Below are 24,658 nucleotides of genomic sequence, written 5' to 3'. Positions count from 1 at the left end.
TATCTGGCATGGAGGCTTGAATGACCATTGCGGCAGGGTCCGTCCACACCGGCGGCGACGATCCGCACAAGGTCGCCATGCTCGGTCTGACCTTCGATGATGTGCTGTTGCTGCCCGCGGCATCGGATGTGTTGCCGAACGGTGCGGACACCTCGTCTCAGCTGACCAAGCGGATCAGGCTCAATGTGCCGCTGGTCAGCTCGGCGATGGACACCGTGACCGAGGCCCGGATGGCGATCGCGATGGCGCGTGCCGGCGGGATGGGCGTGCTGCACCGCAACCTGTCGCTGGAGGATCAAGCCGGCCAGGTCGAGACGGTCAAGCGGTCCGAGGCCGGCATGGTGACCAACCCGGTGACCTGCTCGCCCGAGAACACCCTGGCCGAGGTCGACGCGCTGTGTGCGCGATTCCGTATTTCGGGTCTACCGGTGGTGAATCCTCAGGGCGCGCTCGTGGGGATCATCACCAACCGGGACATGCGGTTCGAGGCCGATCTGTCCAAGCCGGTCGCCGAGGTGATGACCAAGCCGCCGCTGATCACCGCGCGCCAGGGCGTGACTGCCGACGCTGCGCTGGGGCTGTTGCGGCGCAACAAGATCGAGAAGCTTCCCATCGTCGACGGTGATGGCCGTCTGACGGGCCTCATCACGGTCAAGGATTTCGCGAAGACCGAGCAGCATCCCAATGCCACCAAGGACAGCGACGGACGGCTTCTGGTCGGCGCGGCGGTCGGTGTGGGCGATGACGCCTGGACGCGGGCCATGGCGCTCGTTGACGCGGGCGTCGATGTGCTGATCGTGGACACGGCGCATGCGCACAACCGCAAGGTGCTGGACATGGTCGGCAAGCTCAAGGCCGAGGTGGGTGAGCGCGTCGACGTGGTCGGCGGGAATATCGCCACCCGGTCGGGTGCCGCGGCGCTCATCGAGGCGGGCGCCGACGCGGTGAAGGTCGGCGTGGGCCCGGGCTCCATCTGCACCACCCGTGTGGTGGCCGGCGTTGGTGCACCGCAGATCACCGCGATTCTGGAGGCCTCGGCGGTCTGCCACCTGGCTGGTGTTCCGGTGATCGCCGACGGCGGCATGCAGTATTCGGGCGATATCGCCAAGGCGCTTGCCGCCGGCGCGTCCACGACGATGCTCGGCTCTCTACTGGCGGGCACCGCCGAGTCGCCCGGTGAATTGATCTTCGTCAACGGCAAGCAGTTCAAGAGCTACCGCGGCATGGGGTCCATGGGCGCCATGCAGGGACGGGGTGCTGCCGGGAACACCGGGCGGAGCTACTCGAAGGACCGCTACTTCCAGGACGACGTGTTGTCCGAAGACAAGCTGGTGCCCGAGGGCATCGAGGGCCGGGTTCCGTTCCGCGGTCCGTTGTCGACGGTCATGCATCAATTGACGGGTGGCCTGCGTGCCGCCATGGGGTACACCGGGGCATCGAGCATCGAAGAGCTGCAGCGCGCTCAGTTCGTACAGATCACCGCGGCCGGGCTCAAGGAGAGCCATCCGCATGACATCACCATGACGGCCGAAGCGCCGAACTACTACGTGCGTTAACAGTCGGCACCGCAAAGGAAGTCAACATGCGTGACCTCGTCGAAATCGGCATGGGCAGAACAGCTCGTCGTACCTATGAACTCGATGACGTGAACATTGTCCCGTCGCGCCGCACGCGTTCCTCGCAGGACGTGTCGACGGCGTGGCAGCTTGATGCCTACCGCTTCGAGATTCCGGTGGTGGCGCACCCGACCGACGCGCTGGTTTCGCCGCAGTTCGCCATAGAGCTCGGGCGGGCCGGCGGGCTAGGCGTCATCAACGGCGAGGGATTGTGGGGCCGGCACGCCGATGTCGAGGCCCGCATCGCCGAGGTGGTCGAGGTCGCCCAGAAGGAGCCCGAGCCTTCCGCCGCGATTCGCCTGCTGCAGCAGTTGCATTCGGCGCCAATCGATCCCGAGCTGCTGGCGACGGCCATCGCAGAAGTTCGCAGTGCCGGAGTGACCACCGCCGTGCGGGTGAGCCCGCAGAATGCGCAGCTACTCACCCCGCACTTGATCTCTGCCGGTATCGACCTGCTGGTCATCCACGGCACCATCGTCTCGGCCGAGCGGGTGGCCCGTGACGGCGAGCCGCTCAACCTGAAAACCTTTATCTCCGAGCTGGATATCCCCGTCGTCGCCGGTGGCGTCATCGATCACCGCACGGCGCTGCATCTGATGCGTACGGGTGCTGCCGGTGTCATCGTCGGGTACGGGCAGACCGCGGGCGCGACGACCAGCGGCGAGGTGCTGGGTATCAGTGTCGCGATGGCCACGGCCATCGCGGACGCCGCTGCCGCACGCCGCGAGTATCTCGACGAGACCGGTGGCCGGTACGTGCATGTGCTGGCCGACGGCGATATCCACACCTCGGGTGACCTCGCGAAGTCCATCGCCTGCGGTGCCGATGCCGTCGTGCTGGGGACGCCGCTGGCCGCCGCGCAGGAGGCCGCCGGTGACGGGTGGTTCTGGCCGAATGCTGCCGCGCATCCCTCGTTGCCTCGTGGCGCGCTGCTGCAGGTGGCGGTGGGGGAGCGGCCGCCGCTGAGCGAGGTGCTCGTCGGACCTTCCGATGACCCGTTTGGCACGTTGAATCTTGTTGGTGGGCTCCGTCGTTCGATGGCGAAGTCTGGATACTGCGATCTGAAGGAATTTCAGAAGGTCGGGCTGACCGTCAACTCTTAGACATGTGTCTACTTAGGGTGACCTAATTTACATTACCCCCCTCGTTGTATTCCATACTGGGCAGTAACGTGACCATGCGGAGGTAGCCAACGATGTCATCACCGGCAGCAGTCCCTGTGAAAGCTGAAGCAGATACCGACTTTGACGTCCTCATTGTCGGATCCGGATTCGGCGGGAGCGTCACCGCCATGCGATTGACCGAAAAGGGTTACCGCGTGGGCGTCCTGGAGGCCGGCCGCCGGTTCGCGGACGAGGAGTTCGCCGAGACGTCGTGGAATCTGCGCAAGTTCCTGTGGGCGCCGATGTTCAAGTGCTTCGGGATTCAGCGGATTCACCTGCTGAGCAACTGCATGATCCTGGCGGGTGCCGGGGTGGGCGGTGGTTCGCTGAACTACGCCAACACCCTGTATGTGCCGCCGGAGCCGTTCTTCAACGATCCGCAGTGGCGGGGCATCACCGACTGGCGTTCCGAACTCTCGCCGCACTACGAGCAGGCGCAGCGGATGCTCGGGGTGGTGAAGAACCCCACCTTCACCGACGCGGACCGGCTCATCAAGGAAGTCGCCGACGACATGGGCGCCGGCGACACCTTCGTCGCCACCCCGGTGGGTGTGTACTTCGGGCCCGAGGGCGCCAAGGCGCCCGGAATCAAGGTGGCCGATCCCTACTTCGGCGGCGCCGGACCCGACCGCGTGGGCTGCACCGAGTGCGGTTCCTGCATGACCGGTTGCCGGGTCGGCGCCAAGAACACCCTCGTCAAGAACTATCTGGGACTGGCCGAATCTTCTGGTGCCCAGGTCATTCCGCTTACCACCGTCACGGCTGTCGAGGAGGGCGCCGACGGGATATGGCGAGTCGCCACCAAGACCACCGGTCGCTGGGTGCGCAAGCGGCGCAAGACCTACACGGCCAAGTACGTGGTGCTGGCGGCCGGTACCTGGGGCACCCAGAACCTGCTGTTCAAGATGAAGGACAAGGGTCTGCTGCCCCGGCTGTCACAGCGCCTGGGCGTGCTGACCCGGACCAACTCCGAATCCATCGTCGGTGCAGGCCGATTGGAGTACAAGGACGATTTGGACCTCACCCACGGAGTGGCCATCACGTCCTCGTTCCATCCGACCAGCGACACGCATATCGAGCCGGTGCGCTACGGCAAGGGTTCCAACGCGATGGGTCTATTGCAGACCCTGATGACCGACGGAGACGGGGAGAAATCGCGGTGGCGTCAGCTCATCGAGGCCGCCCGTGCCGATCCGAGGGGCACCTTGCGCATGCTCAACGTGACGCAGTGGAGCGAGCGCACCGTGATCGCCCTCGTCATGCAGCACCTGGACAACTCGATCACCACCTTCACCAAGAAGACGCTGTTCTGGCGGCGGCTTGACAGCAAGCAGGGCCACGGCGAGCCCAACCCCACCTGGATTCCCGCGGGCAACGAGGCCACCAGGCGACTGGCTGCCAAGATCGACGGTGTGGCCGGTGGCACCTGGGGCGAGCTGTTCAACATTCCGCTGACCGCGCACTTCCTGGGCGGGGCCGTGATCGGAACGAGCCCGGAGGACGGTGTCATCGATCCGTATCACCGCGTGTACGGCTACCCGACCATGTACGTCGTGGACGGTGCGGCCATCTCGGCCAACCTGGGCGTCAACCCATCGCTGAGCATCACCGCACAGGCCGAGAGAGCGGCGTCGTTGTGGCCCAATAAGGGCGAGACGGATCTGCGGCCGGAGCAGGGTCTGCCGTATCAGCGGATGGCGGCGGTTCCCCCGTCGCACCCCGTCGTCCCGGCAGGTGCGCCCGGTGCATTGCGGAGTCTGCCGATCGAACCGGTGCGGTCGGTCAGCTAGTCCCCCGCAAGCGGGAAGTAGCCCCAGCGCCACTAAGCTAAGCCGGTGGCGCAAACGGAGCAGCATGGCGACCGACCGGTTCTGGTCATTGACTTCGGGGCACAGTACGCGCAGCTGATCGCGCGGCGCGTGCGTGAGGCGCGGGTGTTCTCCGAGGTGATCCCGCACTCGGCGAGCATCGATGAGATCAAGGAACGCAACCCTCGGGCCATCGTGCTGTCCGGTGGTCCATCGAGCGTCTACGAAGAGGGTGCACCTCAACTCGACCCCGCCGTATTCGACTTGGATGTTCCGGTTTTCGGTATCTGCTACGGCTTTCAGGCCATGGCGCAGGTGCTCGGCGGAACCGTCGCACACACCGGCACCAGCGAGTACGGCCGCACCGAGCTGAAGGTCGTGGGCGGAGACCTGCATGAGGGCCTGCCCGGCCTTCAGCCCGTGTGGATGAGCCACGGCGATGCGGTAACCGAAGCACCCCAAGGTTTTACCGTGGTCGCCAGCAGCGAAGGTGCTCCCGTGGCGGCGTTCGAGGATCGGGCACGGCGTCTGGCCGGGGTGCAGTACCACCCAGAGGTGCTGCATTCGCCGCACGGACAGCAGGTGCTCAGCCGCTTTCTGCATGAGTTCGCGGGCATCGAATCGGCATGGACGGCAGCCAATATCGCCGAATCGCTGGTCGAGCAGGTGCGCGCGCAGATCGGAGACGGGCGTGCGCTGTGCGGGCTGTCCGGCGGGGTGGACTCAGCGGTGGCGGCGGCTCTGGTGCAACGCGCCATCGGCGACCGCCTGACCTGTGTGTTCGTTGACCATGGGCTGCTGCGCAGCGGTGAGCGGGCGCAGGTGGAGCACGACTTCGTGGCGGCTACGGGCGCCAAGCTGGTGACTGTCGATGTCGCGGAAAAGTTCCTGGGTGAGCTTGCCGGTGTCAGTGACCCGGAGACCAAGCGCAAGATCATCGGCCGTGAATTCATCCGGGCGTTCGAGGGCGCCGTCTCCGATGCGATCGGTAACTCGGAGGATGGCATCGAGTTCCTGGTGCAGGGCACGCTGTACCCCGATGTCGTCGAATCCGGGGGCGGCAGTGGCACTGCCAACATCAAGAGCCACCACAATGTGGGCGGGCTCCCCGAAGATCTGACCTTCACCCTGGTGGAGCCGCTGCGGCTGCTGTTCAAGGACGAGGTCCGCGCGGTAGGCCGTGAACTGGGTCTGCCCGAGGAAATCGTTGGCCGCCAACCATTCCCGGGGCCGGGGCTGGCCATCAGGATCGTCGGTGAGGTTACCTCCGATCGGTTGGATACCCTGCGCCGTGCCGATGCCATTGCGCGCGAGGAACTTACCGCCGCCGGTCAGGACCGCAACATCTGGCAGTGCCCGGTGGTGCTGTTGGCCGATGTGCGCTCGGTTGGGGTGCAGGGCGACGGACGCACCTATGGGCACCCGATCGTATTGCGGCCGGTGTCCAGTGAGGACGCGATGACCGCTGACTGGACCCGCCTGCCTTATGAGGTGCTGGAACGGATCTCGACGCGAATCACCAACGAGGTTCCCGAGGTGAACCGGGTAGTGCTGGATATCACCAGCAAGCCGCCCGGCACCATTGAATGGGAGTGAGCTACCTAGGTTCGGTTACGGCGGGTTGGAACCGCCACCAGCGCAACGCCGATGGCGATCGCCACGGCAATCGCGATCCAGCCGAGCAGATTGCTGTGCACTAGCGCTCCGAAGTCTTGGCCGGTCAAAGCCCAGCCTCCGACGAGCAGGGCGACCAGCCCGGACAGTGCTAGCAAGATGGATGGTCTGCCCTTCTCGTCGGTGTCGGCCTCCGGTGTCGGCTCCACGGGATTTTCCGCGGTGAGCTCATTGTCGGTGCCGGTCGTTGGTTCGTCGATGTTCTCAGACACGTTGCACCTCAATGCTTCCTACATTTGCCGTTGCGTTGATTGTCAGGACGGGGCCGACACCCTTGGGTGAGGGCAGGCAATCGAAGCTGCCCATGCCCACCTCGCACGAGGTGCGTACATTCATCGAAGGGGGAACGAGCACCTGGATATCGCCCATCCCGACGTCGAGGTAGACCGTTTTATCGTTGGTGAGCGTGACCTGCGTGAGGTCAAGGGTGATCGTGCCGACGCCGACCTCGTAGTACTCCTCGATATCGGAAGCCTCTGTAACACGGTAATTTTGGTCGCCGACGTTGAGTGACACCTCGAGCGGACCGATCGAGGATGCTACGACGACGAACCCGGCCAGCGGTATCGCCAGAAAGAGCAGTGAGTAGCCGCTGCGAAGCCATGCGCCCACCAGTAAGCCGACCCCGAGGACGACCAGTGCCGCTGCCGCGACCACGACGGGTGTCACCCAGTTGGCGCCCAGCAGTCCGATGGCCACGAGCAGAGCACTGACGATGAGTGCCGCGCCGATGGTTACCTTGGGTACGGGCGACTTGGGCTTGGCCGGAGGCGCCGGCAGGGGAGCCGGATCGGGTAGATCCCAGGCGAAAGGGGCCGCCCGCAGTGGATCCCAGTTGGGTGGGGGAGGCGGTAAGAGAGGGCTGGTGGCCGCGGTATGGCTGTTCGGTTCGCCATCTTCGGCCGGGCCGGGCTGCGTCGTCGAACTCGCCGGAGGTGGTGGGGTTTCGGTCTGGCGCTGATAGAGCAGATACCAGCCCCCGAGCAGGACAACGGCACTGACGAATCCCCAGGGATCGCGGTCGGGGTCGATGAAGGGTCCCCCGACAAGCAGCAGGACGATGATCCAGAAGACCATCTTCACCTTGGACTCGTGGTACGGAGTGGTGTAGCGGGCGGTGGGCATCAGCAGCCAGCACGCCACATACATGATGGCGCCTGCCCCGCCGAAAATTGTTGTGACCACGAAGATTACGCGCACCAGCAGCGGGTCCACGTTGTACCGGTAGCCGATTCCCGCGGCAACACCCGCCAGCTTGCCGTGCCCGGGCAGCCGCAACGGCCGGGTGCGCCACATGTCTCCGAGCGTGGAGGACGGCGTCCGTTTGGTGGTGGTATCCGTGTCCATGACAGCTATGTTGCCCAGTCGCGGGCATGTCCGCCATCAGGATTCACCCTGATCTTTGCAAGGCGGGGGTTCAGGGATAAGCCCGATGCCCTATGGAGCTTTGCCATGGCAGTATCGCAGAGGTGAGTCCCACGTTTCGGAATGCCTTCGCCAGCGGGAATCGGCTGACTGCCGCCCCGCCCTTGCGTCGGCGTACCGGTGGCCGGGTAATCGCCGGGGTCGCCGGGGGGCTCGCCGATCATCTCGACGTTCCGGTGTTTCGGGTGCGGTTGGCCTTCGCAGTGCTTGGCGCGGCCAGCGGAATGGGCATCGCGGCGTACGGGCTGCTGTGGCTGCTGATGCCGCCGGGCGACGACGTTGCCGCTGTCAGCGCAACGGACCGCAGGCGGGCGACGGGGCTATTGCTGTTGAGTCTTGCCGCGCTGATCATCTTGATGTCGACGGTCAGTGGTTCGACGGCGGCACTGGTTTTCCCCATCGTGCTGGCACTGGTCGGGCTCGCCGTGGTGTGGCGCGAATTCGATTCGCAGGGGCCGAGTTCGGCCGTGCTGGGGGAGTCGGGCAAATCGTCGCTACTGACCTTGGTCCGGGTGATTGCCGGTGCCGCACTGGTCTTCGGCGGGATCGCCGTGGTGGTCTTGCGCAATGTGGATCTGTCCTCGCTGCGTGACTCGTTGGTGGCGATCGCGGCCACCCTGGTGGGCGCAATGCTGCTGACGGTGCCCTTGTGGTTGCGGTTGTGGCGTGCCCTCGGTGCCGAGCGTGCCGCGCGCATCCGTACCGAAGAGCGTGAAGAGATCGCCTCGCATCTCCACGATTCGGTGCTGCAGACGCTGGCGCTGATCCAGAAGCGGACAGATAACCCCAGCGAGGTGCTACGGCTGGCTCGCAGCCAGGAACGCGAACTGCGCAGCTGGTTGTTCTCCGCGGGGGTGTCCTCGGACTCGTCTCTGGCGCAGGAGCTACGTACCGTGGCCGGAGAGGTGGAGGATGCGCATACCGTGGTGGTCAATTCGGTGATCGTCGGTGATGCCGACCTATCTCTGGAACCCGAGACCAGACGAGCGCTGATCGGGGCAACCCGCGAGGCACTCGTCAATGCTGCCAAACATTCCGGGCAATCGGATATCAACCTGTATGCCGAGGTGGAACCCGGCCAGATCAGTGTGTTCGTCAGGGATCGGGGCAAGGGGTTTGATCTGGAGGCGGTGCCACAGGATCGGCAGGGCATCGTGCGCTCCATCAAAGCCAGGGTGATGCGCCGGGGTGGGCAGGTGCAGATCAAGTCGGAGATCGGCAAGGGCACCGAGGTGCGAATTACCATGCCGTACAAGCTCTACGACGTCGACGAGAAAGAAGAGTGATGCTGCGGGTATTCCTGGTCGACGATCACGGGGTGTTCCGGTCCGGGGTGCGGGCGGAGCTGGCCGGTGAATCGGATATCGAGATCGTGGGCGAGGCCGGTTCGGTTGTCGAGGCGGTCGCCGGAATACGATCCAGTGCACCGGATGTGGTGTTGCTCGATGTGCACATGCCCTCCGGTGGAGGGGTCGCCGTCATCAACGGAGTCGGCGGCTCGGGACCGGTCTTTCTTGCGCTCAGTGTGTCGGATGCCGCTGAGGATGTCATCGCGGTGATTCGTGCGGGAGCCAGAGGCTATGTCACCAAGACGATTTCGGGAAGTGAACTCGCCGAGGCTGTGCGCCGGGTGGCCGGTGGGGATGCGGTGTTCAGCCCGCGGCTTGCCGGATTCGTGCTCGATTCGTTCACCGGGCGGTCGAATACCCCGGAGCCGGCACTGGATCCGGAGCTGGATTCGTTGACCCCACGCGAGCTTGAGGTGCTGCGGCTCCTTGCCCGCGGATACACCTACCGGGAGATTGCCGAGGATCTGGTGATCTCGGTCAAGACGGTGGAGACGCACGCCTCTAATGTGCTGCGTAAGACCCAGCAGTCCAATCGCAACGCGTTGACCCGCTGGGCGCACACCCGCCAGCTCGACTAGGTCTCGTCGACACCGCGCCTCATGGCGGGTATGTGCGATACGAATCCGCCACGACACGGCGTGTCGGCAGAGCGGCCCAGTTCCTACCTCCTGCCTTGACGGTTGTCGGTGGCGAGGTGTTTACTCCAGTCATCGAACATGTGTTCTAGTCGAGTGTGTCTGGAGGTGCGGTTGTGACGGCAGTGACGGCCGCCGACGAGATGCTGGTGAACCGTGCTGACCAGCTACAAAAGCTCCGGCAGCAGATGGCTGCGATATCGGGAAAGGTTGGCGGAGACAGGTCATCGGCGGGGCGGTTTCACGAGGCGTTACCGGATGCTCAATCTTTGCTGCCGGTATCCGATGCGCTGGCCAGCTCGATAGGGCACGTGTTGCGGCGCGGCACGGTCGCGGTGGCCAGCGGGGCCCGGTCGTTGCCCTTGGATGTGGTGGCTTCGGTGACCGCGGCGGGCGGGTACGCCGCGATTGTGGGTATGCCGGAGGTGAGTGTGCTGGCGGCGGTGGAAAAGGGAGCGGACCTGAGCCGTCTGGCGTTGATTCCTCGCCCGGGTCTGAGTGCGGTGGAGGTGGCCTCGGTGCTTATGGACGGGATGGATCTGGTGGTGCTGGGTCTGGGGGGACGAAAGGTGACCTCGACGTCGGCGCGCGCGATGGTGGCCCGGGCGCACAGCAACGGATGCACGCTGTTGGTTGCCGATGGGGACTGGGAGGGCGCCGCGGTGCGGTTGCAGGCCCGGGTGACCGGCTATGACGGGGTGTCCGCCTGTGGCCTGGGCCGAATTCGTGGCGTGCGGACGACGGTCCGGGCAACAGGGCGCAGGGCGCCCAGAGCCGCCGGGGCGGCGACGTCCAGCTCAAGAGCTGCCGGGGAGGTGTGTGGCAGCCGTGGCTCGATCAGGTCCGCCTAAACGACAGCGTAAAGCTCCACGGGTGCTGGCGATTTGGTGCCCGGATTGGCCGGCGGTGGCCGCCGCGGCGATGGCCGACCTTCCTGCCACCCGGCCCGTGGCGGTGACCCTGGCCAACAGGGTCACCGCGTGCACGGCCGCCGCGCGGGCGCTGGGAGTCCGCCGGGGTATGCGCCGCCGCGAGTCCCAGGCCCGTTGTCCACAGCTGCATATCGCGGTGGCCGATGTCGATCGCGATGCGCGGTTTTTCGAGCCGATGATCGCCGCGGTGGATGACCTGGTGCCGGGGGCCGAGATTTTGCGCCCGGGGCTGATGGCGCTTCCGGTGGCCGGTGCGGCCCGGTACTTCGGCAGCGAGCAGACCGCGGCCGAGCGGCTGGCCGATGCGGTGTCGGTGGCCGGGGCCGAATGTCAGGTGGGCATCGCCGATCAGATGTCCACGGCGGTGTACGCCGCGCGGCATGCGGCACTGGTACCGCCCGGTGGGGATGCGGAGTTCCTGGCGTCCTTGTCGATCAAAGAGATGGCCGCCGAACCCAGCCTGTGCCATCCGCAGCGTGAAGACTTGGTTGATCTGCTGTGGCGCATGGGAATACGCACCATGGGTGCCTTCGCGGAACTAGCGCGGTCCGATGTCGCCTCACGGTTCGACGATGACGCGGTACAGGCGCACCGCCATGCGCGAGCCGAACCGCAGCGCCCTCCCTCGGGGCATGCGGTCCCGGCGGAGCTGGGAGTCGCGCTGCCATGCGATCCGCCGATCGACCGGGTGGATGCGGCGGCTTTTGCGGGACGCACGCTGGCGATGAGCCTGCACGAGGTGCTGTCCTCGGCAGGAGTTGCCTGCTCCCGGTTGGCCATTCACGCGGTGACGGTGGACGGCCAGGAGCTGTCGCGGGTGTGGCGGTGTGCCGAGCCGCTCACCGAGGAGGCGACGGCCGACCGGGTCCGCTGGCAGCTTGACGGCTGGCTTGCCCGGCGCCGGTCTCTGGACGGGCCGGTGGCGATGTTGCGGTTGGAGCCGGTCGAAGTGGTGGCCGCCGAAGCGCTGCAGTTGACGTTGTGGGGAGCGGTGGGCGCCGAGGAGCGCCAGCGGGCCCGCCGCGCATTGACACGAGTTCAGGATCTGTTGGGAGAGGAGTCGGTACAGGTGGGAGTGGTCAGCGGTGGGCGGGGCCCAGCCGAACGAATTACTTTGGTGCCCTTAGGGGATGAGTTGCGCCCGCGGGCCGATCCTGATGCGCCGTGGCCCGGGAGGCTGCCCGATCCGGCTCCTGCGGTGCTGCTCGGTGAGGATGGCGAACCGGTGGAGCTGTTGGATGTCGATGGAGCACCGGTGACGGTGACCGGGCGGGGAATGTTCTCGGGGGAACCGGCCAGGGTCCGGCGGGGTGATGGCCGTTGGGAGTTGAGTTGGTGGGCAGGGCCATGGCCGATCGATGAGCGATGGTGGGAGGAACGGGAACCGACTCCTACCCGGGCATCGGTGGCCGCTCGGGCCCAAGTGCTGCTGGAAGGCAAGGGCGGTGGTCAGGCGCTGCTCCTGCATTTTCGGCGGCAGCGGTGGTATGTGGAGGGCGTTTATGAATGACGGCCTCGCCGGAATTAGCGCGCGCCGTCAAACCTTCGCGCGAAGACGCTGACTCGTTCGATGAATCGCTCGAAGAACACCTCGGGATTGGTCTCCACCGCGATCTGCGCGTTGGGTTTCTGGCCCCACTGACCCTTCCAGTCCGCGATGGTCATGGCGCGGGTCAGATCACCGGTCAGCTCGACATCGACAGTAGCGGAGCGGGTTTGGACCAGCGATGGCTCCAGCGCGACTGCGGCGGCGAACGGATCGTGCATGTGCGCCAAGAAGCCTTCGTCTTGCTTCATGTGGAACTCGAAATAGAAACGCACGGCATCTTCGATGAACCGCAGCAGCGAGTTGTTCGCCGACGAACGGCTGGATGGAAGATCGAGCACCGATAGGGGGGTGGTGGTGGCGCCCGCGGCCTCGGCCAGTCTGATCAGATGTTCCGGTGTCATGGCGATGGTCTCGGTGAGATTCAGGCCGCACACGATCGGAAGTTCTTGTACGCCAGCTGCTCCCCAGGCGGCGTACACCTCTGCCGTCGCACCCGGGTCGACTACGACATTCCATTCCGCCACCGGTGTGGTGTTGCCCGGGTAGTCGAAGGAGCCGCCCATGATCACGAGCCGTTTGAGGAGTTTGGGCAACTCGGGTTCGGTGCGCAGGGCCAGCGCCAGGTTGGTGAGCGGGCCGGTCGCCAGGCCCACCAGCTCACCGGGGTGTGCGCGTGCCGCCCGCACCCAGGCCTCGGCCGCGTCGTAATCGGTGAGTGTGCGGGTGGAATCCGGCAGTGCGGCATACCCAAGGCCGGTGGGTCCGTGGGTGTCTTCGGCGGTGCGCAGTGCCGCGCTCAACGGCTCGGCGACACCCCTGGACACCGGGATCTGCGGGGCCTTGCATAGCTCCAGCAGGCCCAGGTTGTTCGCGCAAACATGGTCCACCGAGACATTGCCCGCAGTAGAGGCGATGCCGACAATCTCTACATCCTCGCTAGCGAGGAGAAAGATCAATCCCAGTGCGTCATCGACTCCGGTATCAACGTCGGCAAAAACGGGAACCATGGACGTCAACCTACCGTCAGTTAGCTCCGTGTACGGATGCGACAAGCGGTAGAGCACCGGTAATCATCAAAGTCATACGACTGACTGAATCTGCGGCTAGTATTGCTTTCAGGGCGTCCGGTCTATTGCCGGGCGGTCGGTCAGGAAGGAGTGTGGGATGCATCAGGACGAGTTACCGCAGACGACCACTGTGGCGGTCGTGGGTGCCGGGCTGTCGGGTCTGACGGCTGCCCGCGCACTGCACCGGCAGGGCGTCGACGTGATCGTGCTGGAGGCGGCGGAGCGTATCGGTGGGCGGGTCATGGGAGAGACCACGGTGCTGGGCTCACGGCTGGACTTGGGCGGCCAGTGGATTGGCCATGATCACCACCGCGTCATGGGGCTTGCCGCCGAACTCGGCCTTACGCAGTTCCCCATGCACACGGGTCCGTTGCCCGCGGTGATCGACGGACCCCGCCGCGTGAAGATCCCGTCCCTACTGCCGAGCGTGCTCATCCTCACTGGCCTGGAGGTGTTCTCGCGTCTCAGGACGCCGAAGCGCTGGCACGCGACCAGCGCGGCCGAATGGCTGCGCAAGGTGCCCGGCCGCACCACCCGGCGGCTACTTGAGGTCATCGCTTTGATCTCCTGGACGGCGGACCTGGACCGGATGCCCATCCCCGCGATGATCTCGATGATCCGGCATCAAGGTGGTCTGCGGACCATGTTGTCGACCAAGGGCGGCGCGCAGGACTCCCTACTCGTCGAAGGGGCGGGTGCGCTCGTGGAAAGTCTGGCCGCCGAACTGGGGCCCCGAGTGAAGCTGGGACACCGCGTTACTTCGGTCAGCCGGAATGAACACGGAGTCACCCTCGACACAGCCTCGGGTCAGGTGCACGCCACGAAGGTCATTGTCACCGCGCCGCCGCCCACGGCGGCCCGCATCACCTTCAGCCCGCAGCTTCCGGCCGAGCGTGTCCAGATGCAGCAGAACATGTACATGGGGTCGGTGTACAAGGCGATCGCCGTGTACGAGAAGCCTTTCTGGCGAGAGCGATCCGGCGGCGAGTTCATGGTTCTCGACGGCCCGGGCCGGGCAGTCTTCGATACCACCGCTCCGGGCGGTCCGGGCCACCTGTGCGTGCTTGTCGCCGGTCCCGAGGCGCGTGAACTTGATGGGCTCGACACCGCCGGCCGTCGCCGCGCGGTGCTCGGCTCACTCTCCGAGCACGTCGGTCCGGAGGTTCTCGAACCGGCAGGCTGGCACGAGAAGTCCTGGCACCTCGACGAACATGCCGGAGGCGGATACATGGCCTTGCCCGATATCGGTTTCACCGAACAGTTGCCGCTCCCGTCGGCGCCCCTGGGCGATATCCATTGGGCGGGTACCGAAACGGCGCACGACCACCCGGGCTACCTGGATGGCGCCATCGAGGCGGGCACCCGGGCGGCCCGGGAGGTCACCAATGCACTCCGGGAATGAGGCGTACTGCCCTCATCACGGGGCCTGGAACGCGCAGCTTTGACACGGCCGCAACACGTTTGGCGGCCCTGGGGCGGCGGCGCGAGGTCGACACATCCTGGCGTTCGTCGACCGGCTCAAGGCCACGAGCGGCCCGAGAATCGGGATATGCCAGATACATCTGGTGCATGATCCGGCGGGTCAACTTCGGTGTCATGTACCTGCCGATGTCGGCATAGGTGCCCATCGGATGATCGATGCGGGTCGGCTTTTCGACGAGACCGCGAATCACCATGGCAGCGGCGTGTTCTGGGGTGAGTCCCGGCACCACATTCAGTTTGTGAGAAGGCTGAATCATCGGCGTCTTCACCAATGGCATATGGATATTGGTGAAAGTGATGTGATCCGACACCGTCTCGGTCGCGACCACATCGGAGAAGGCATCCAGTGCCGCCTTGGTGGGGATGTACGACGCGTACTTGGGATTGCGGGTCTGCACACCGGCCGTCGAGACGTTGACGACGTGGCCGAATTTCCTTTCCCGCCAATGGGGGAGAAGCGCCAGCACCAGCCGCACAGCGCCAAAGTAGTTGATCGCCATGACCCGCTCGTAGTCATGGAACCGATCGACCGTGTTTATCGCCGAGCGGCGAATGGAGCGACCGGCGTTGTTCACCAAGTAGTCCACATGCCCGAACTGGCCGAGGATGCTCTTCACCGTGTCGTCTACGGCCGAGTAGTCGGTCAGATCGCAGCGGAACGAATACGCCTGCCCGCCGTCCTCACGGATCTCCGCGACCAGGCTGTCGAGCGCCTCGGCATCACGCGCCACCGCGAAAACGGTGCCGCCGCGCTGGGCGACGGCGATGGCCGCGGCCCGTCCGATACCGCTGGATGCCCCGGTGATGATGACGTGCCGGCCCACCAATGGCCCGGCGGGATCGTCGCGGCGGTATCGCTCGGGATCGAGGTTCTTGCGCCAGTACTGGTAGAGCTTGCCGGCGTAGCTGCCGAATGAGGGAACCGTAATTCCACTGGGGCGCAGGGCTTGCTGTGTGGATTCGGAGACGAAGGTGGGCATGATCTCGGTGATATCGATGACCTCGGGCGGGATACCGAGTTGGGTGACCACCATGTTGCGCCAGACCTTGAGCGTGCCGCGCGCATTCAGGAACGGGGTGGCGATGGCGTGGGGAAGCGACCCGCGCACGGGCGGCAGGCCCGCGGCAGGGGCAATGCCGGAGTAGATGTCCCGCAGGTAGGTCACCTCGGGGTTGGTCAGGTGGAAGGCCTGCCCGTCGCGGCCCTCCTGGTGCATCAGCTCGACGGTCGCATTGACGACGTAGTCGACCGGAACGATGTTGGAGCGTCCCGCCTTGGGCAGCATCATCGGGGTGAACCGGGGCAGGCGCGCGAGCTTGGCCAGAATTCCGAAGAAGTAGTACGGACCGTCGATCTTGTCCATCTCGCCGGTCTTGGAATCGCCGACAACGACGGCGGGCCGGTAGATCCGGTAGCGCAGACCGGGTTCCGAGCGCACGAGCAGTTCGGCCTCGAACTTGGTCTGGTGATACGGCGTCGGCAGGTCCTGGTTGACGTCGAAGTCTTCTTCGGTGAACTCGCCCTGGTAACTTCCCGCGACCGCGATGGAGGAGATGTGGTGCAGGGTGGCGCCGGTGCGTTTGGCCAGTCCGATGACCGACCGTGTGCCCTCGACGTTCGCGGCGCGCTGTGCCTTGTCGTCCACGGTGATGTCATAGATCGCGGCACAGTGCACGATGTGATCGGCGGTGACCGGATCTCCCTCGGTGGGCAGGCCGAGATCGGGCTGGGTGAGGTCACCCACCAGCGGCTGTACGCGGTCATCCCATTGTTCGGCGAGCTTTTCGAACCGTGACAGGGACTCGCGCCGCACCAAAACGGCGACTTCCGCATTGCGCTGGGTCTCCAGGATTCGGGTCACAATCCGCCGTCCAATGAATCCGGTGCCGCCGGTGACGATGTATTTCACGTGCTACCCCTGAGACTGTTAGGCCGCTCATCGGCCCGTTTGGAGTCATCGTTGCCGTTTCGGGGTGTTTCGTCAACGATGTGTGACAAGTTCGTCATTGGGGAGTTAGCCATGGGGGATACTCCAGGAATGTCACGCGTTCGGGTGTTCCATGCTGCGCGCACCACCGGCAATGCTGCCTGGTGGACGTTCGTGGTAGCCGCCTTGGTGAACAGGGGGTTGAACCTGCGGGGCTGGGATTACGGGTGGACTGCCTATACCCCGCTCACCGACGGCATGCCACGCCGCTACGCCGACTATGTGCCGTTCAATCCAGCTGCCGTGCAGCTGGTGGGCGTGGTCGTATGGATCGCCTTTGGTGTCGTGGTGGTCGCGGCCATCGCCGAATTGGCCGTCGTTCGGAGGTGGACGGCCGTGGTGTCGGTGGTCGTACCCTTCCTTTCGTTGTGCCTGATCACCTATGCGTTCGGGGGGCTCGATCCTACGATCGCCTGGTCGCCGACCGCGGTGCTGGTGTTCGTGCTTGCGGCCATTGCGATACGGCAGATATGGATGCGCCGGTTCGCTCCGGTAGTGGGGGAGTAGCGGTGATCGACACGACCCCTACGACTTCCGTGATGCCGGTGGGAGTTGTTGCCAGCAGGTCGGCTCCCGTCCTCTGGGCCATCCAGTACGCATTGGCATGCAGTCCGCTGGTTGTCGTCGTGGCGGCGGTGTGGTCGGTGACGGCGCCGCCGGCCCACGCCAGCACGCTGCTGGAGCATGTCGCGGGCGTGTTGGGGCTGCTGTGCATCTGCTGTGCGCTGGCGTGGGTGGTGCTTCGCCCACTGCAGCGTTATCGCGCATATCGGTGGGGTGTCCTGGATGACGATCTGCTGTATATCGCATCGAAGACGTTGTGGCTCAGGTCTTTCTGGGTCATCCCGTTCGCACTGGTGCGAACGGTGGAACTGCGGCAAGATCCGCTGTCGCGTGTGTTGGGGTTGGCGATGGTGGTGGTGCGCGCAGATCAGGGCGAGCTGCGGATCGTGGGGCTGGATGCGGCGACCGCACATGATGTTGTCGAGAAGCTGTTTGGGCTGGTGGACGAGGCTTCGGTCTACCAATGAGTCCGACAGCGCATGGTCATCGCTGGCCTGAAGGAACCGTTGCCGGAATTCATCCAGAGTGAGCGGTCGGTGGTGGTAAACGGATACGGGGCCTTCGTGGTGCAGGACATCGGAGCTGGGGGAGCGGGACGGGCTTAGTGGCCCGCCCCGCCTTCTGCCGCGCAGCCGGAACGCCTGAATTCGTTTGCGGCCCTGCAAATTCAGACTCGCGGTGGCTCCATTCGGAGTCCAGCACTATTCAGGCTCCGTGGTCGCGGAACCAGTCGGCAGCGACGCCCGCTGTGCGGTCGACGACATCGGGTGTGTCGTAGTAGTCCGAGTGGAACACGTCGTTATCCCAGACCAACTTCTTGTCTGCGGTAGCAATCGACTCAAAGTGCCGCTTGGCGGAAATCGGGCTCAAGCAGTAGTCGCCGTGGAAGACAATCGCGGGCTTCTGGAGCTTCGCGACGCCGGGAACGGTGGAATATCCGAAGTGGTCCAGGTCGCTCATGATGGCGTAGCGGTTTTCAAAGCCCTTCAGCGTCCACGGCCCATACCACGCCCACACTGCCGGGCCAGGCAGTCCCGCCCGGGAACCCACCGTGGGATCGGCGAGATCAGGGGAGACCAGCGGCTGGTAGATGACTTCCCCGGTTGTTTCGTAGAGCTCCTTGGCTTCACGTGCCCGTTGTAGACGCTCCGATAGCAGCGTCTCCAGCTGCTCCCGTGGTGGTAGGGAAGCCTCGTCGAACGGGTTGGCTGCGATCCCGGCGGTGACGGGAAACAGGTCGGCGTCCGCGTCACGGAAGTAGCCGGTCACGCAGGCGACCGCTGTGATTCTGTCGTCGTAGGAGGCCACATCGAGCAGTTCGGGACCGCCCTGGCAAATACCCAGTGCGAAAACGCGCGATGCGTCTACATCGGATCTGTTCACCAGGTAGTCGAGAGCCGAGACCACGTCCTCGTTCTTCATCACCGGGTTCTCGAGCCTACGTGGCTCGCCGCCCGACTCGCCGACCGTACGTGGGTCGAAAGCGAGCGAAACGAAACCCTCGTCGGCTAGCCGGGTCGAATACTGCGTGGGGGCTTGCTCCTTCTCGAACGAGTACGGTCCGAGCGTCACCACTACGGGAAACGGGCCGTCGCCCTTGGGGCGGTACAAATCGCCCACCAGGGTTTCCCCGTGAGAGGGAAAGGTGACCTTTTCTACTGTGTAGTTGCCGTGCTGAGCCACTGTGGCATTCCTCCAAATTCTCTTGCTCGATCGATACGAGCAATCGCCCGCTTCCTGATACTATCTAGTTAGTTACCTACGCGCGATCTGGTAGTCGGCATCAAGTGATTTGGTAGCCGGGGTGAGGTGAATCGTGGTCGGCAGGACGGTCGAAGGGCTAGCAAGCCGCGTTCGTATCGCGCGTCAGTCATTACCCCGCGATGTCGATGAGGGCCTCGACGGTCGCGATGAGTACGGCACGGTGGGTGGTCAGACGCTGGGGAGAGAATGGTTCAGAATCCGCGAGACCGCGCAGGGCGGGCGACGCACCGAACCACGCCGTCGTGAGTCCAAGGATGAGGGCCAAGATGTCGGCAGGCTGTACACGCCCTGAAAGAGAGCGTGTTTCAGCGATTGCTTTGATTTTGGCGGCGTAGGCCGCGGTTTCGGCTGGGCCGGCGACAGGCCGTTCCAGCTGCGCCCAGGTGGCAAGTCTCAGATGCTCGGGATGCTTGATGAGGTGATCGAACAATGCGCCCGCGTATCCCGGTAGGTCCTCTGGAGTGAACGGAACGGCATCGGACATCCGCTGGATGGAATGCGCGACGACGGTGTCGAACAGCGTTTCCTTGTTGGTGTAGTAGACGTAGAGCAGCCGTTTGTTGGCACCGGCCGCGGCGCCGATCCGGTCGACACGGGCACCGGCCAGTCCGTGCTCGGCGAACTCTGCGTACGCGGCATCGAGCAGCCGCTTCTTGGTGGCAGAGGCGTCGGGCGGCATCCCAAGAGCCTAGAGGCATGCCGCCGCGTGATTTCGGCAGCGCACCGGCTGGGGCAGCGGTTATGCCCGCCAACCCAGCCGGTGCGCCCCCCGTCAGGCCAGGTGGCTGTTGAACCAGTCGGCGATGTGGCCGACGGTGCGGTCGACGATGTCGGGCTGGTCGTAGTACTGGAAGTGGTTGGTGCCGTTCTCCCAGATAAGCTTCTTGTCGTCGGAGGGGATCGACTCGAAGTGCCGCCGGGCCGCCGCCGGGTTCATGCAGGTATCGGAGTGGATCACCAATGCGGGTTTGTCGAGCTTGGCGGCACCGGGCACGGTGCTGTAGTCGAAGTGGTCGAGGTCGCTCATGATGGCGTAACGGTTCTCCCAGCCCTTGAGCGTCCACGATCCGTACCAGCTCCACACCAGTGGGCCGGGCAGCCCGGCATCAGACCCGGCGACGGGGTCGCCCAGATCAGGAGAGACCAGGGGCGCGTAGATGACTTCGCCGGTCTGCTCGTACCGGGTCTTGGCATCGCGTGCCCGCTCGAGCCGGGCATCCAGTAGCGCTTCCAGTTGTTCGGTGGTGGGTGCGGTAGCCGGATCGAAGGGGTTCTCGCTGACACCCGCGGCGATCATGAACAGATCGGTCTCGCGATCGCGGTAGTAACCGGTCACCGAGGCAACGGCCTTGATCCGGTCGTCGTATGAGGCGATGTCGAGCATTTCGGGTCCGCCTTGGCAGACGCCGGCCCCGAAGATGCGCGATGCGTCGACGTCATCGCGCGTGAGCAGGTAGTCGATGGCCGCTACCGCGTCCTCGTTCTTCATCTTCGGATTCTCGAGGCGGCGCGGGGTGCCGCCGCTCTCGCCCACGGTGCGCGGGTCGAAAGCCAGCGCCAGGAAGCCCTCGTCGGCCAGACGGGTGGCGTAGTGAATCGGGGCCTGCTCCTTCTCGAACGAGTACGGGCCCAGCAGGACCACCGCAGGGAAGGGGCCGTCACCGGAAGGGCGGTGGACGACACCGACGATGTCCTCGCCATGCGAGGGGAAGGTGACCTTCTCGGGCGTGTAGTTGCCGTGGTGTGGCATTCGCTTCTCCAGATTCTCGCTAGGTGCTTACCCGCCGCGCCAGGTGCGGGGGCCTTGTCAGCATACATGTATATATCTAGTTAGTTACTTTGCCAATAGGAACCCGAGCGAGCGATTGAACCATAGAACATATGTTCGATAAACTGTTCGAATGGGCTGGTCGCAAGGTCCCCCGACGTGGGCCGAAATGGAGCGGGTGCTTGATGGGCGTCCCAACCGCCATGCGCCTCCGGGGGATGGCGGGGACGGTCCGGCGTGGAGCCGAAAGCGCCCGCCGTATGAGCCGCCCACTCGTGAGCGTGGGCGGTCGGCGGTGTCGTACGCGGAGTTGCACGCGCATTCGGCGTTCAGCTTTCTGGACGGTGCCAGTCTGCCCGAGGAGATGGCACAGGAGGCCGCGCGGCTTGGCCTCAAGGCGCTAGCCATCACCGACCACGATGGTTTCTACGGAGTTGTCCGTTTCGCGGAAGCGGCCAAGGAACTCGGCCTGCCCACCGTGTTCGGTGCGGAACTATCTCTTGGCGGGCAGGGCAATACGGAGGACTCAGTACACCTGCTGGTGCTGGCGCGCGGCCAGGAGGGGTATCGGCGGTTGTCGCGGCAAATGGCCACCGCGCACCTGTCGGGAGGAACGCCAAAAGACCGAAAGGGTAAGCCGCGCTATGATCTTGATGCGCTTACCGAGGCGGCGGGCGGACATTGGCACATCCTGACCGGGTGCCGTAAGGGGCATGTGCGACGGGCGCTTGCCTCCGGTGGCTCGGTTGCGGCTGAGGCGGCACTGGCCGATCTGGTCGGCCGGTTCGGTGCCGACCGTGTCAGCATCGAGATCAGCAGGCATGGCCACCCGGATGAGGATGACCACAACGCGGAGCTTTCCGCATTGGCTCCGCGATTCGGTGTCGGTGTCATCGCCACCACCGCAGCGCATTTCGCCACACCCGAGAGTGGGCGCCTGGCCATGGCGATGGCGGCGGTGCGCGCGCGTAAGAGCCTCGATGATGCGGCGGGATGGTTGGAGCCGGTGGGGGGTGCGCATCTGCGTTCGGGAGATGAGATGGCGCGGCTGTTCTCGCATTGCCCGGAGGTGGTGACGGCGGCCGCCGAGTTGGGGGAGGCGTGTGCTTTCGATCTGCGACTCATTGCCCCGCAATTGCCGCCGTTCGACGTCCCGTCCGGCCACACCGAGGACAGCTGGTTGCGGCATCTGGCCCTCGAAGGTGCCGCGCGTCGATACGGCCCCCGGGCGGGGGCACAGAAGGCTTACGCTCAAATTGAGCGCGAGCTGGAAATCATTGCCCAACTCAATTTTCCGGGCTACTTCCTGGTGGTGCATGACATCACCCAGTTCTGCCGTCGCAGCGACATCCTGTGTCAGGGGCGCGGCTCTGCCGCCAACTCGGCGGTCTGCTACGCGCTCGGGGTCACCAATGTCGACCCGGTGGCCAATGGTCTGTTATTTGAACGGTTCCTGTCGCCTGCTCGCGACGGCCCACCGGATATCGACATCGATATCGAATCGGACGAACGGGAACAGGCCATCCAGTACGTCTACAACAAGTACGGCCGCGAGTATGCGGCGCAGGTGGCCAATGTGATCACCTATCGTGGGCGAATGGCTGTGCGGGACATGGCCAAGGCTCTGGGATTCGCGCAGGGCCAGCAGGACGCCTGGAGCAAGCAACTCGGGCACTGGGGCGGCTTGGCCGACGCGGCGGAGGTTGACGGCATTCCGTCGCAGGTGATCGACCTGGCTCAACAGATCAAGAATTTTCCCCGGCACATGGGCATTCACTCCGGCGGCATGGTCATCTGCGATCGCCCGCTGGCCGATGTGGTGCCCGTCGAATGGGCGCGCATGGAGAACCGTAGCGTGCTGCAATGGGATAAAGATGATTGTGCGGCAGTGGGTTTGGTGAAGTTCGACCTCCTCGGCCTTGGCATGCTCTCTGCGCTGCACTATTGCATCGACCTGGTCCGCGAACACAAGAGCATTGAGGTGGACCTGGCCCATATCGACCTCTCCGAGGCGGCGGTCTACGAGATGCTGGCCCGCGCCGATTCGGTGGGGGTCTTCCAGGTGGAGTCGCGCGCCCAGATGGCCACGCTGCCCCGCCTGAAGCCCACGTGTTTCTACGACTTGGTGGTGGAGGTGGCCCTGATCCGGCCGGGACCCATCCAGGGTGGCTCGGTACACCCATATATCCGGCGATACAACAAGATCGACAAAGACTGGGAGCATGACCATCCCTCGATGGCGGCTGCGTTGGATAAAACTCTGGGAGTGCCGCTGTTTCAGGAACAGCTGATGCAACTCGCCGTCGATGTCGCGGGGTTCAGCCCCGCCGAATCCGATCAGCTGCGCCGGGCCATGGGGTCCAAGCGGTCGCCGGAACGGATGGAAAGGCTGCGCAGCAGATTCTATGAGGGCATGCGGAACCTTCATGGCATCACCGGAGAGCTAGCCGACCGCATCTACGAAAAGCTCTATGCCTTCGCCAATTTCGGCTTTCCGGAAAGCCACGCGCAGAGCTTCGCTTCGTTGGTGTTCTATTCGTCTTGGTTCAAGCTGCATCATCCGGCCGCATTCTGCGCGGCACTATTGCGTGCACAGCCCATGGGTTTCTATTCGCCGCAGTCCTTGGTGGCCGATGCTCGTCGCCACGGTGTCACCGTGCATGGTCCCGATGTAAATGCCAGCCTGTCCTATGCGACGTTGGAGAATGCCGGCCTGGAAGTGCGGATCGGTCTGGGCGCCGTCCGCCACATCGGAAGCGACCTGGCTCACGCCATCGTCGAGGAACGAAAAACGCATGGCCCGTTCGCTTCTCTGCTCGATCTGACCGGTCGCATCCAATTGACTACGGCACAGGTCGAGGCGCTGGCCACTGGAGGGGCGCTGGGTTGTTTCGGCATGTCCCGGCGTGAGGCGCTGTGGGTTGCGGGTGCGGCCGCTGCGCAACGCCCCGACCGGTTACCCGGAGTCGGGGTGTCCTCCCGGGTCCCGGTGCTGCCGCCGATGGGAGAGGTGACTCAGGCCGCTGCCGATGTATGGGCCACCGGAGTCACCCCCGACGCCTATCCCACCCAGTTCCTGAGGAAACAGCTCGACGAGCTGGGTGTCGTTCCGGCCAAGGGGCTCTTCGATGTGCCGGACGGGTCGCGGGTGTTGGTGGCGGGGGCGGTCACCCATCGTCAGCGGCCTGCCACCGCGGCCGGGGTCACGTTCATCAATCTTGAGGACGAGACGGGGATGGTGAATGTGGTGTGCTCGGTGGGGCTGTGGGCGAGGTACCGCAAGCTGGCGGTGACCGCGCAGGCGCTGATCATTCGTGGCCAGGTGCAGAATGCCAGCGGAGCCATCACCGTGGTGGCCGATCAGCTGCGACCACTGGACCTGCGTATCAGATCCGCCTCGCGGGACTTCCGTTAGACGCTGCCTTCGAAACCATGCTGACGCCAGGCCTCATATGCGGAGATGGCTGCGGCATTGGACAGGTTGAGTGATCTGCGGCCGGGTAGCAGCGGGATGCGCACCTTCTCGGTGATGTGCGGATCGGCCAGCACTTCGGGGTCCAACCCGGTGGGCTCGGGACCGAACAGCAGTACATCCCCCGGCTGGTAGGCGATGTCGGTGTAGCTGACGGTCGCATGAGCGGTGAAGGCGTAGACCCGTTGCGGCTGTAGCGATTCCCAAGCAGCGGAAAGGCTTTCGTGGACCGTTACCGACGCCATGTCGTGATAGTCCAGGCCGGCGCGGCGCACCTTGGCCTCCGACAGGTCGAATAGCGGCTGCACCAGATGCAGCTCGCACCCGGTGCCCGCCACCATCCGGATCGCGTTCCCGGTGTTGGGGGCGATCCGGGGCTCGTGGAACATGATGCGGAACACC

21 protein-coding genes are annotated in these 24,658 nt (G+C 64.8%); 13 read left to right on the top strand and 8 right to left on the bottom strand.

All coding sequences use genetic code 11. The features are described from left to right. The first annotated feature begins 20 nt into the window (after nt 1-20). The 4 genes from guaB (at nt 21) to guaA (ending at nt 6,183) form a co-directional block, all read left to right on the top strand. Nucleotides 21-1,556: an IMP dehydrogenase gene (gene guaB, locus RHO23_RS15120; RefSeq protein WP_057968007.1), complete on the top strand. Its 1,536-nt coding sequence runs from the start codon at nt 21-23 to the stop codon at nt 1,554-1,556. Nucleotides 1,557-1,582: 26 nt separating this feature from the next. Beyond that, nucleotides 1,583-2,719: a GuaB3 family IMP dehydrogenase-related protein gene (locus tag RHO23_RS15115; protein ID WP_057968006.1), complete on the top strand. Its 1,137-nt coding sequence runs from the start codon at nt 1,583-1,585 to the stop codon at nt 2,717-2,719. Nucleotides 2,720-2,811: 92 nt separating this feature from the next. Continuing rightward, on the top strand, nt 2,812-4,569 hold the full coding sequence (locus tag RHO23_RS15110; protein ID WP_057968005.1) for an FAD-dependent oxidoreductase: 1,758 nt from the start codon (nt 2,812-2,814) through the stop codon (nt 4,567-4,569). Between the two features lie 45 nt (nt 4,570-4,614). Continuing rightward, nucleotides 4,615-6,183: a glutamine-hydrolyzing GMP synthase gene (gene guaA / locus RHO23_RS15105; protein WP_057968004.1), complete on the top strand. Its 1,569-nt coding sequence runs from the start codon at nt 4,615-4,617 to the stop codon at nt 6,181-6,183. 5 nt (nt 6,184-6,188) lie between these two features. Here guaA and RHO23_RS15100 read toward each other — a convergent pair whose 3' ends face one another. After that, entirely contained in the window at nt 6,189-6,473 is a 285-nt protein-coding gene (locus tag RHO23_RS15100; RefSeq protein ID WP_057968003.1) for a hypothetical protein, read from the bottom strand. Beyond that, entirely contained in the window at nt 6,466-7,608 is a 1,143-nt protein-coding gene (locus RHO23_RS15095) for a PspC domain-containing protein (protein WP_046254591.1), read from the bottom strand. Before RHO23_RS15095 ends, RHO23_RS15100 begins: the two co-directional genes overlap by 8 nt. A gap of 92 nt (nt 7,609-7,700) precedes the next feature. Between RHO23_RS15095 and RHO23_RS15090 the strand changes: the two genes are divergently transcribed. From RHO23_RS15090 to RHO23_RS15075, 4 genes are all read left to right on the top strand, one after another. Beyond that, nucleotides 7,701-8,972, top strand: coding sequence for an ATP-binding protein (locus RHO23_RS15090; protein ID WP_225421949.1), 1,272 nt, complete (start codon nt 7,701-7,703; stop codon nt 8,970-8,972). A gap of 2 nt (nt 8,973-8,974) precedes the next feature. After that, nucleotides 8,975-9,613, top strand: a complete 639-nt coding sequence (locus tag RHO23_RS15085) for a response regulator (RefSeq protein ID WP_191985278.1) — start codon at nt 8,975-8,977, stop codon at nt 9,611-9,613. 173 nt (nt 9,614-9,786) lie between these two features. Beyond that, nucleotides 9,787-10,521 (top strand): hypothetical protein, encoded by a 735-nt coding sequence (locus RHO23_RS15080; protein WP_057968010.1) that lies wholly within the window; start codon nt 9,787-9,789, stop codon nt 10,519-10,521. A gap of 70 nt (nt 10,522-10,591) precedes the next feature. Continuing rightward, nucleotides 10,592-12,112 carry a DNA polymerase Y family protein gene (locus tag RHO23_RS15075; protein WP_371258703.1) on the top strand — a complete coding sequence of 507 codons (1,521 nt, stop codon included), beginning with the start codon at nt 10,592-10,594 and terminating at the stop codon, nt 12,110-12,112. Between the two features lie 14 nt (nt 12,113-12,126). Here the strand turns inward: RHO23_RS15075 and RHO23_RS15070 are convergent, their stop codons facing one another. Beyond that, nucleotides 12,127-13,158 carry a nucleoside hydrolase gene (locus tag RHO23_RS15070; RefSeq protein WP_418037385.1) on the bottom strand — a complete coding sequence of 344 codons (1,032 nt, stop codon included), beginning with the start codon at nt 13,156-13,158 and terminating at the stop codon, nt 12,127-12,129. A gap of 157 nt (nt 13,159-13,315) precedes the next feature. Here RHO23_RS15070 and RHO23_RS15065 point away from each other — a divergent pair, with 157 nt between their 5' ends. After that, nucleotides 13,316-14,620 (top strand): flavin monoamine oxidase family protein, encoded by a 1,305-nt coding sequence (locus RHO23_RS15065; RefSeq protein ID WP_057968001.1) that lies wholly within the window; start codon nt 13,316-13,318, stop codon nt 14,618-14,620. Here RHO23_RS15065 and RHO23_RS15060 read toward each other — a convergent pair. Then, the gene (locus tag RHO23_RS15060) at nt 14,598-16,610 is read right to left on the bottom strand and encodes an SDR family oxidoreductase (protein WP_057968000.1); all 2,013 of its coding nucleotides are present in this window, start codon (nt 16,608-16,610) and stop codon (nt 14,598-14,600) included. The two genes, RHO23_RS15065 and RHO23_RS15060, sit on opposite strands and share 23 nt — an antisense overlap. 129 nt (nt 16,611-16,739) lie before the next feature. Here RHO23_RS15060 and RHO23_RS15055 point away from each other — a divergent pair, with 129 nt between their 5' ends. From RHO23_RS15055 to RHO23_RS15045, 3 genes are read left to right on the top strand one after another with little or no spacing between them, the layout of a single operon-like run. Further along, on the top strand, nt 16,740-17,195 hold the full coding sequence (locus RHO23_RS15055) for a hypothetical protein (protein WP_057967999.1): 456 nt from the start codon (nt 16,740-16,742) through the stop codon (nt 17,193-17,195). A gap of 2 nt (nt 17,196-17,197) precedes the next feature. Further along, a complete protein-coding gene (locus RHO23_RS15050) occupies nt 17,198-17,719 on the top strand; it encodes a PH domain-containing protein (RefSeq protein ID WP_371258685.1) in 522 nt (173 codons plus the stop codon). 12 nt (nt 17,720-17,731) lie between these two features. Beyond that, a complete protein-coding gene (locus RHO23_RS15045) occupies nt 17,732-17,857 on the top strand; it encodes a hypothetical protein (RefSeq protein ID WP_256364540.1) in 126 nt (41 codons plus the stop codon). Nucleotides 17,858-17,957: 100 nt separating this feature from the next. Here RHO23_RS15045 and RHO23_RS15040 read toward each other — a convergent pair whose 3' ends face one another. The 3 genes from RHO23_RS15040 to RHO23_RS15030 form a co-directional block, all read right to left on the bottom strand. Further along, nucleotides 17,958-18,935 (bottom strand): alpha/beta hydrolase, encoded by a 978-nt coding sequence (locus tag RHO23_RS15040; RefSeq protein WP_057969775.1) that lies wholly within the window; start codon nt 18,933-18,935, stop codon nt 17,958-17,960. Between the two features lie 190 nt (nt 18,936-19,125). After that, entirely contained in the window at nt 19,126-19,695 is a 570-nt protein-coding gene (locus RHO23_RS15035; protein ID WP_057969774.1) for a TetR family transcriptional regulator, read from the bottom strand. Between the two features lie 93 nt (nt 19,696-19,788). After that, entirely contained in the window at nt 19,789-20,766 is a 978-nt protein-coding gene (locus RHO23_RS15030) for an alpha/beta hydrolase (RefSeq protein ID WP_030096798.1), read from the bottom strand. 151 nt (nt 20,767-20,917) lie between these two features. Between RHO23_RS15030 and RHO23_RS15025 the strand changes: the two genes are divergently transcribed. Beyond that, a complete protein-coding gene (locus RHO23_RS15025) occupies nt 20,918-24,199 on the top strand; it encodes an error-prone DNA polymerase (protein ID WP_064409457.1) in 3,282 nt (1,093 codons plus the stop codon). Here RHO23_RS15025 and RHO23_RS15020 read toward each other — a convergent pair. Continuing rightward, the gene (locus tag RHO23_RS15020) at nt 24,196-24,657 is read right to left on the bottom strand and encodes a tRNA (cytidine(34)-2'-O)-methyltransferase (RefSeq protein WP_423488031.1); all 462 of its coding nucleotides are present in this window, start codon (nt 24,655-24,657) and stop codon (nt 24,196-24,198) included. The genes RHO23_RS15025 and RHO23_RS15020 overlap by 4 nt on opposite strands. Between the last annotated feature and the right edge of the window lies 1 nt (nt 24,658).

Origin of the sequence: Mycobacteroides sp. PCS013, from assembly GCF_049532645.1 — a bacterium.
Classification (GTDB): domain Bacteria; phylum Actinomycetota; class Actinomycetes; order Mycobacteriales; family Mycobacteriaceae; genus Mycobacterium; species Mycobacterium gwanakae.
This window is presented reverse-complemented; position numbering and strand designations above follow the sequence as displayed.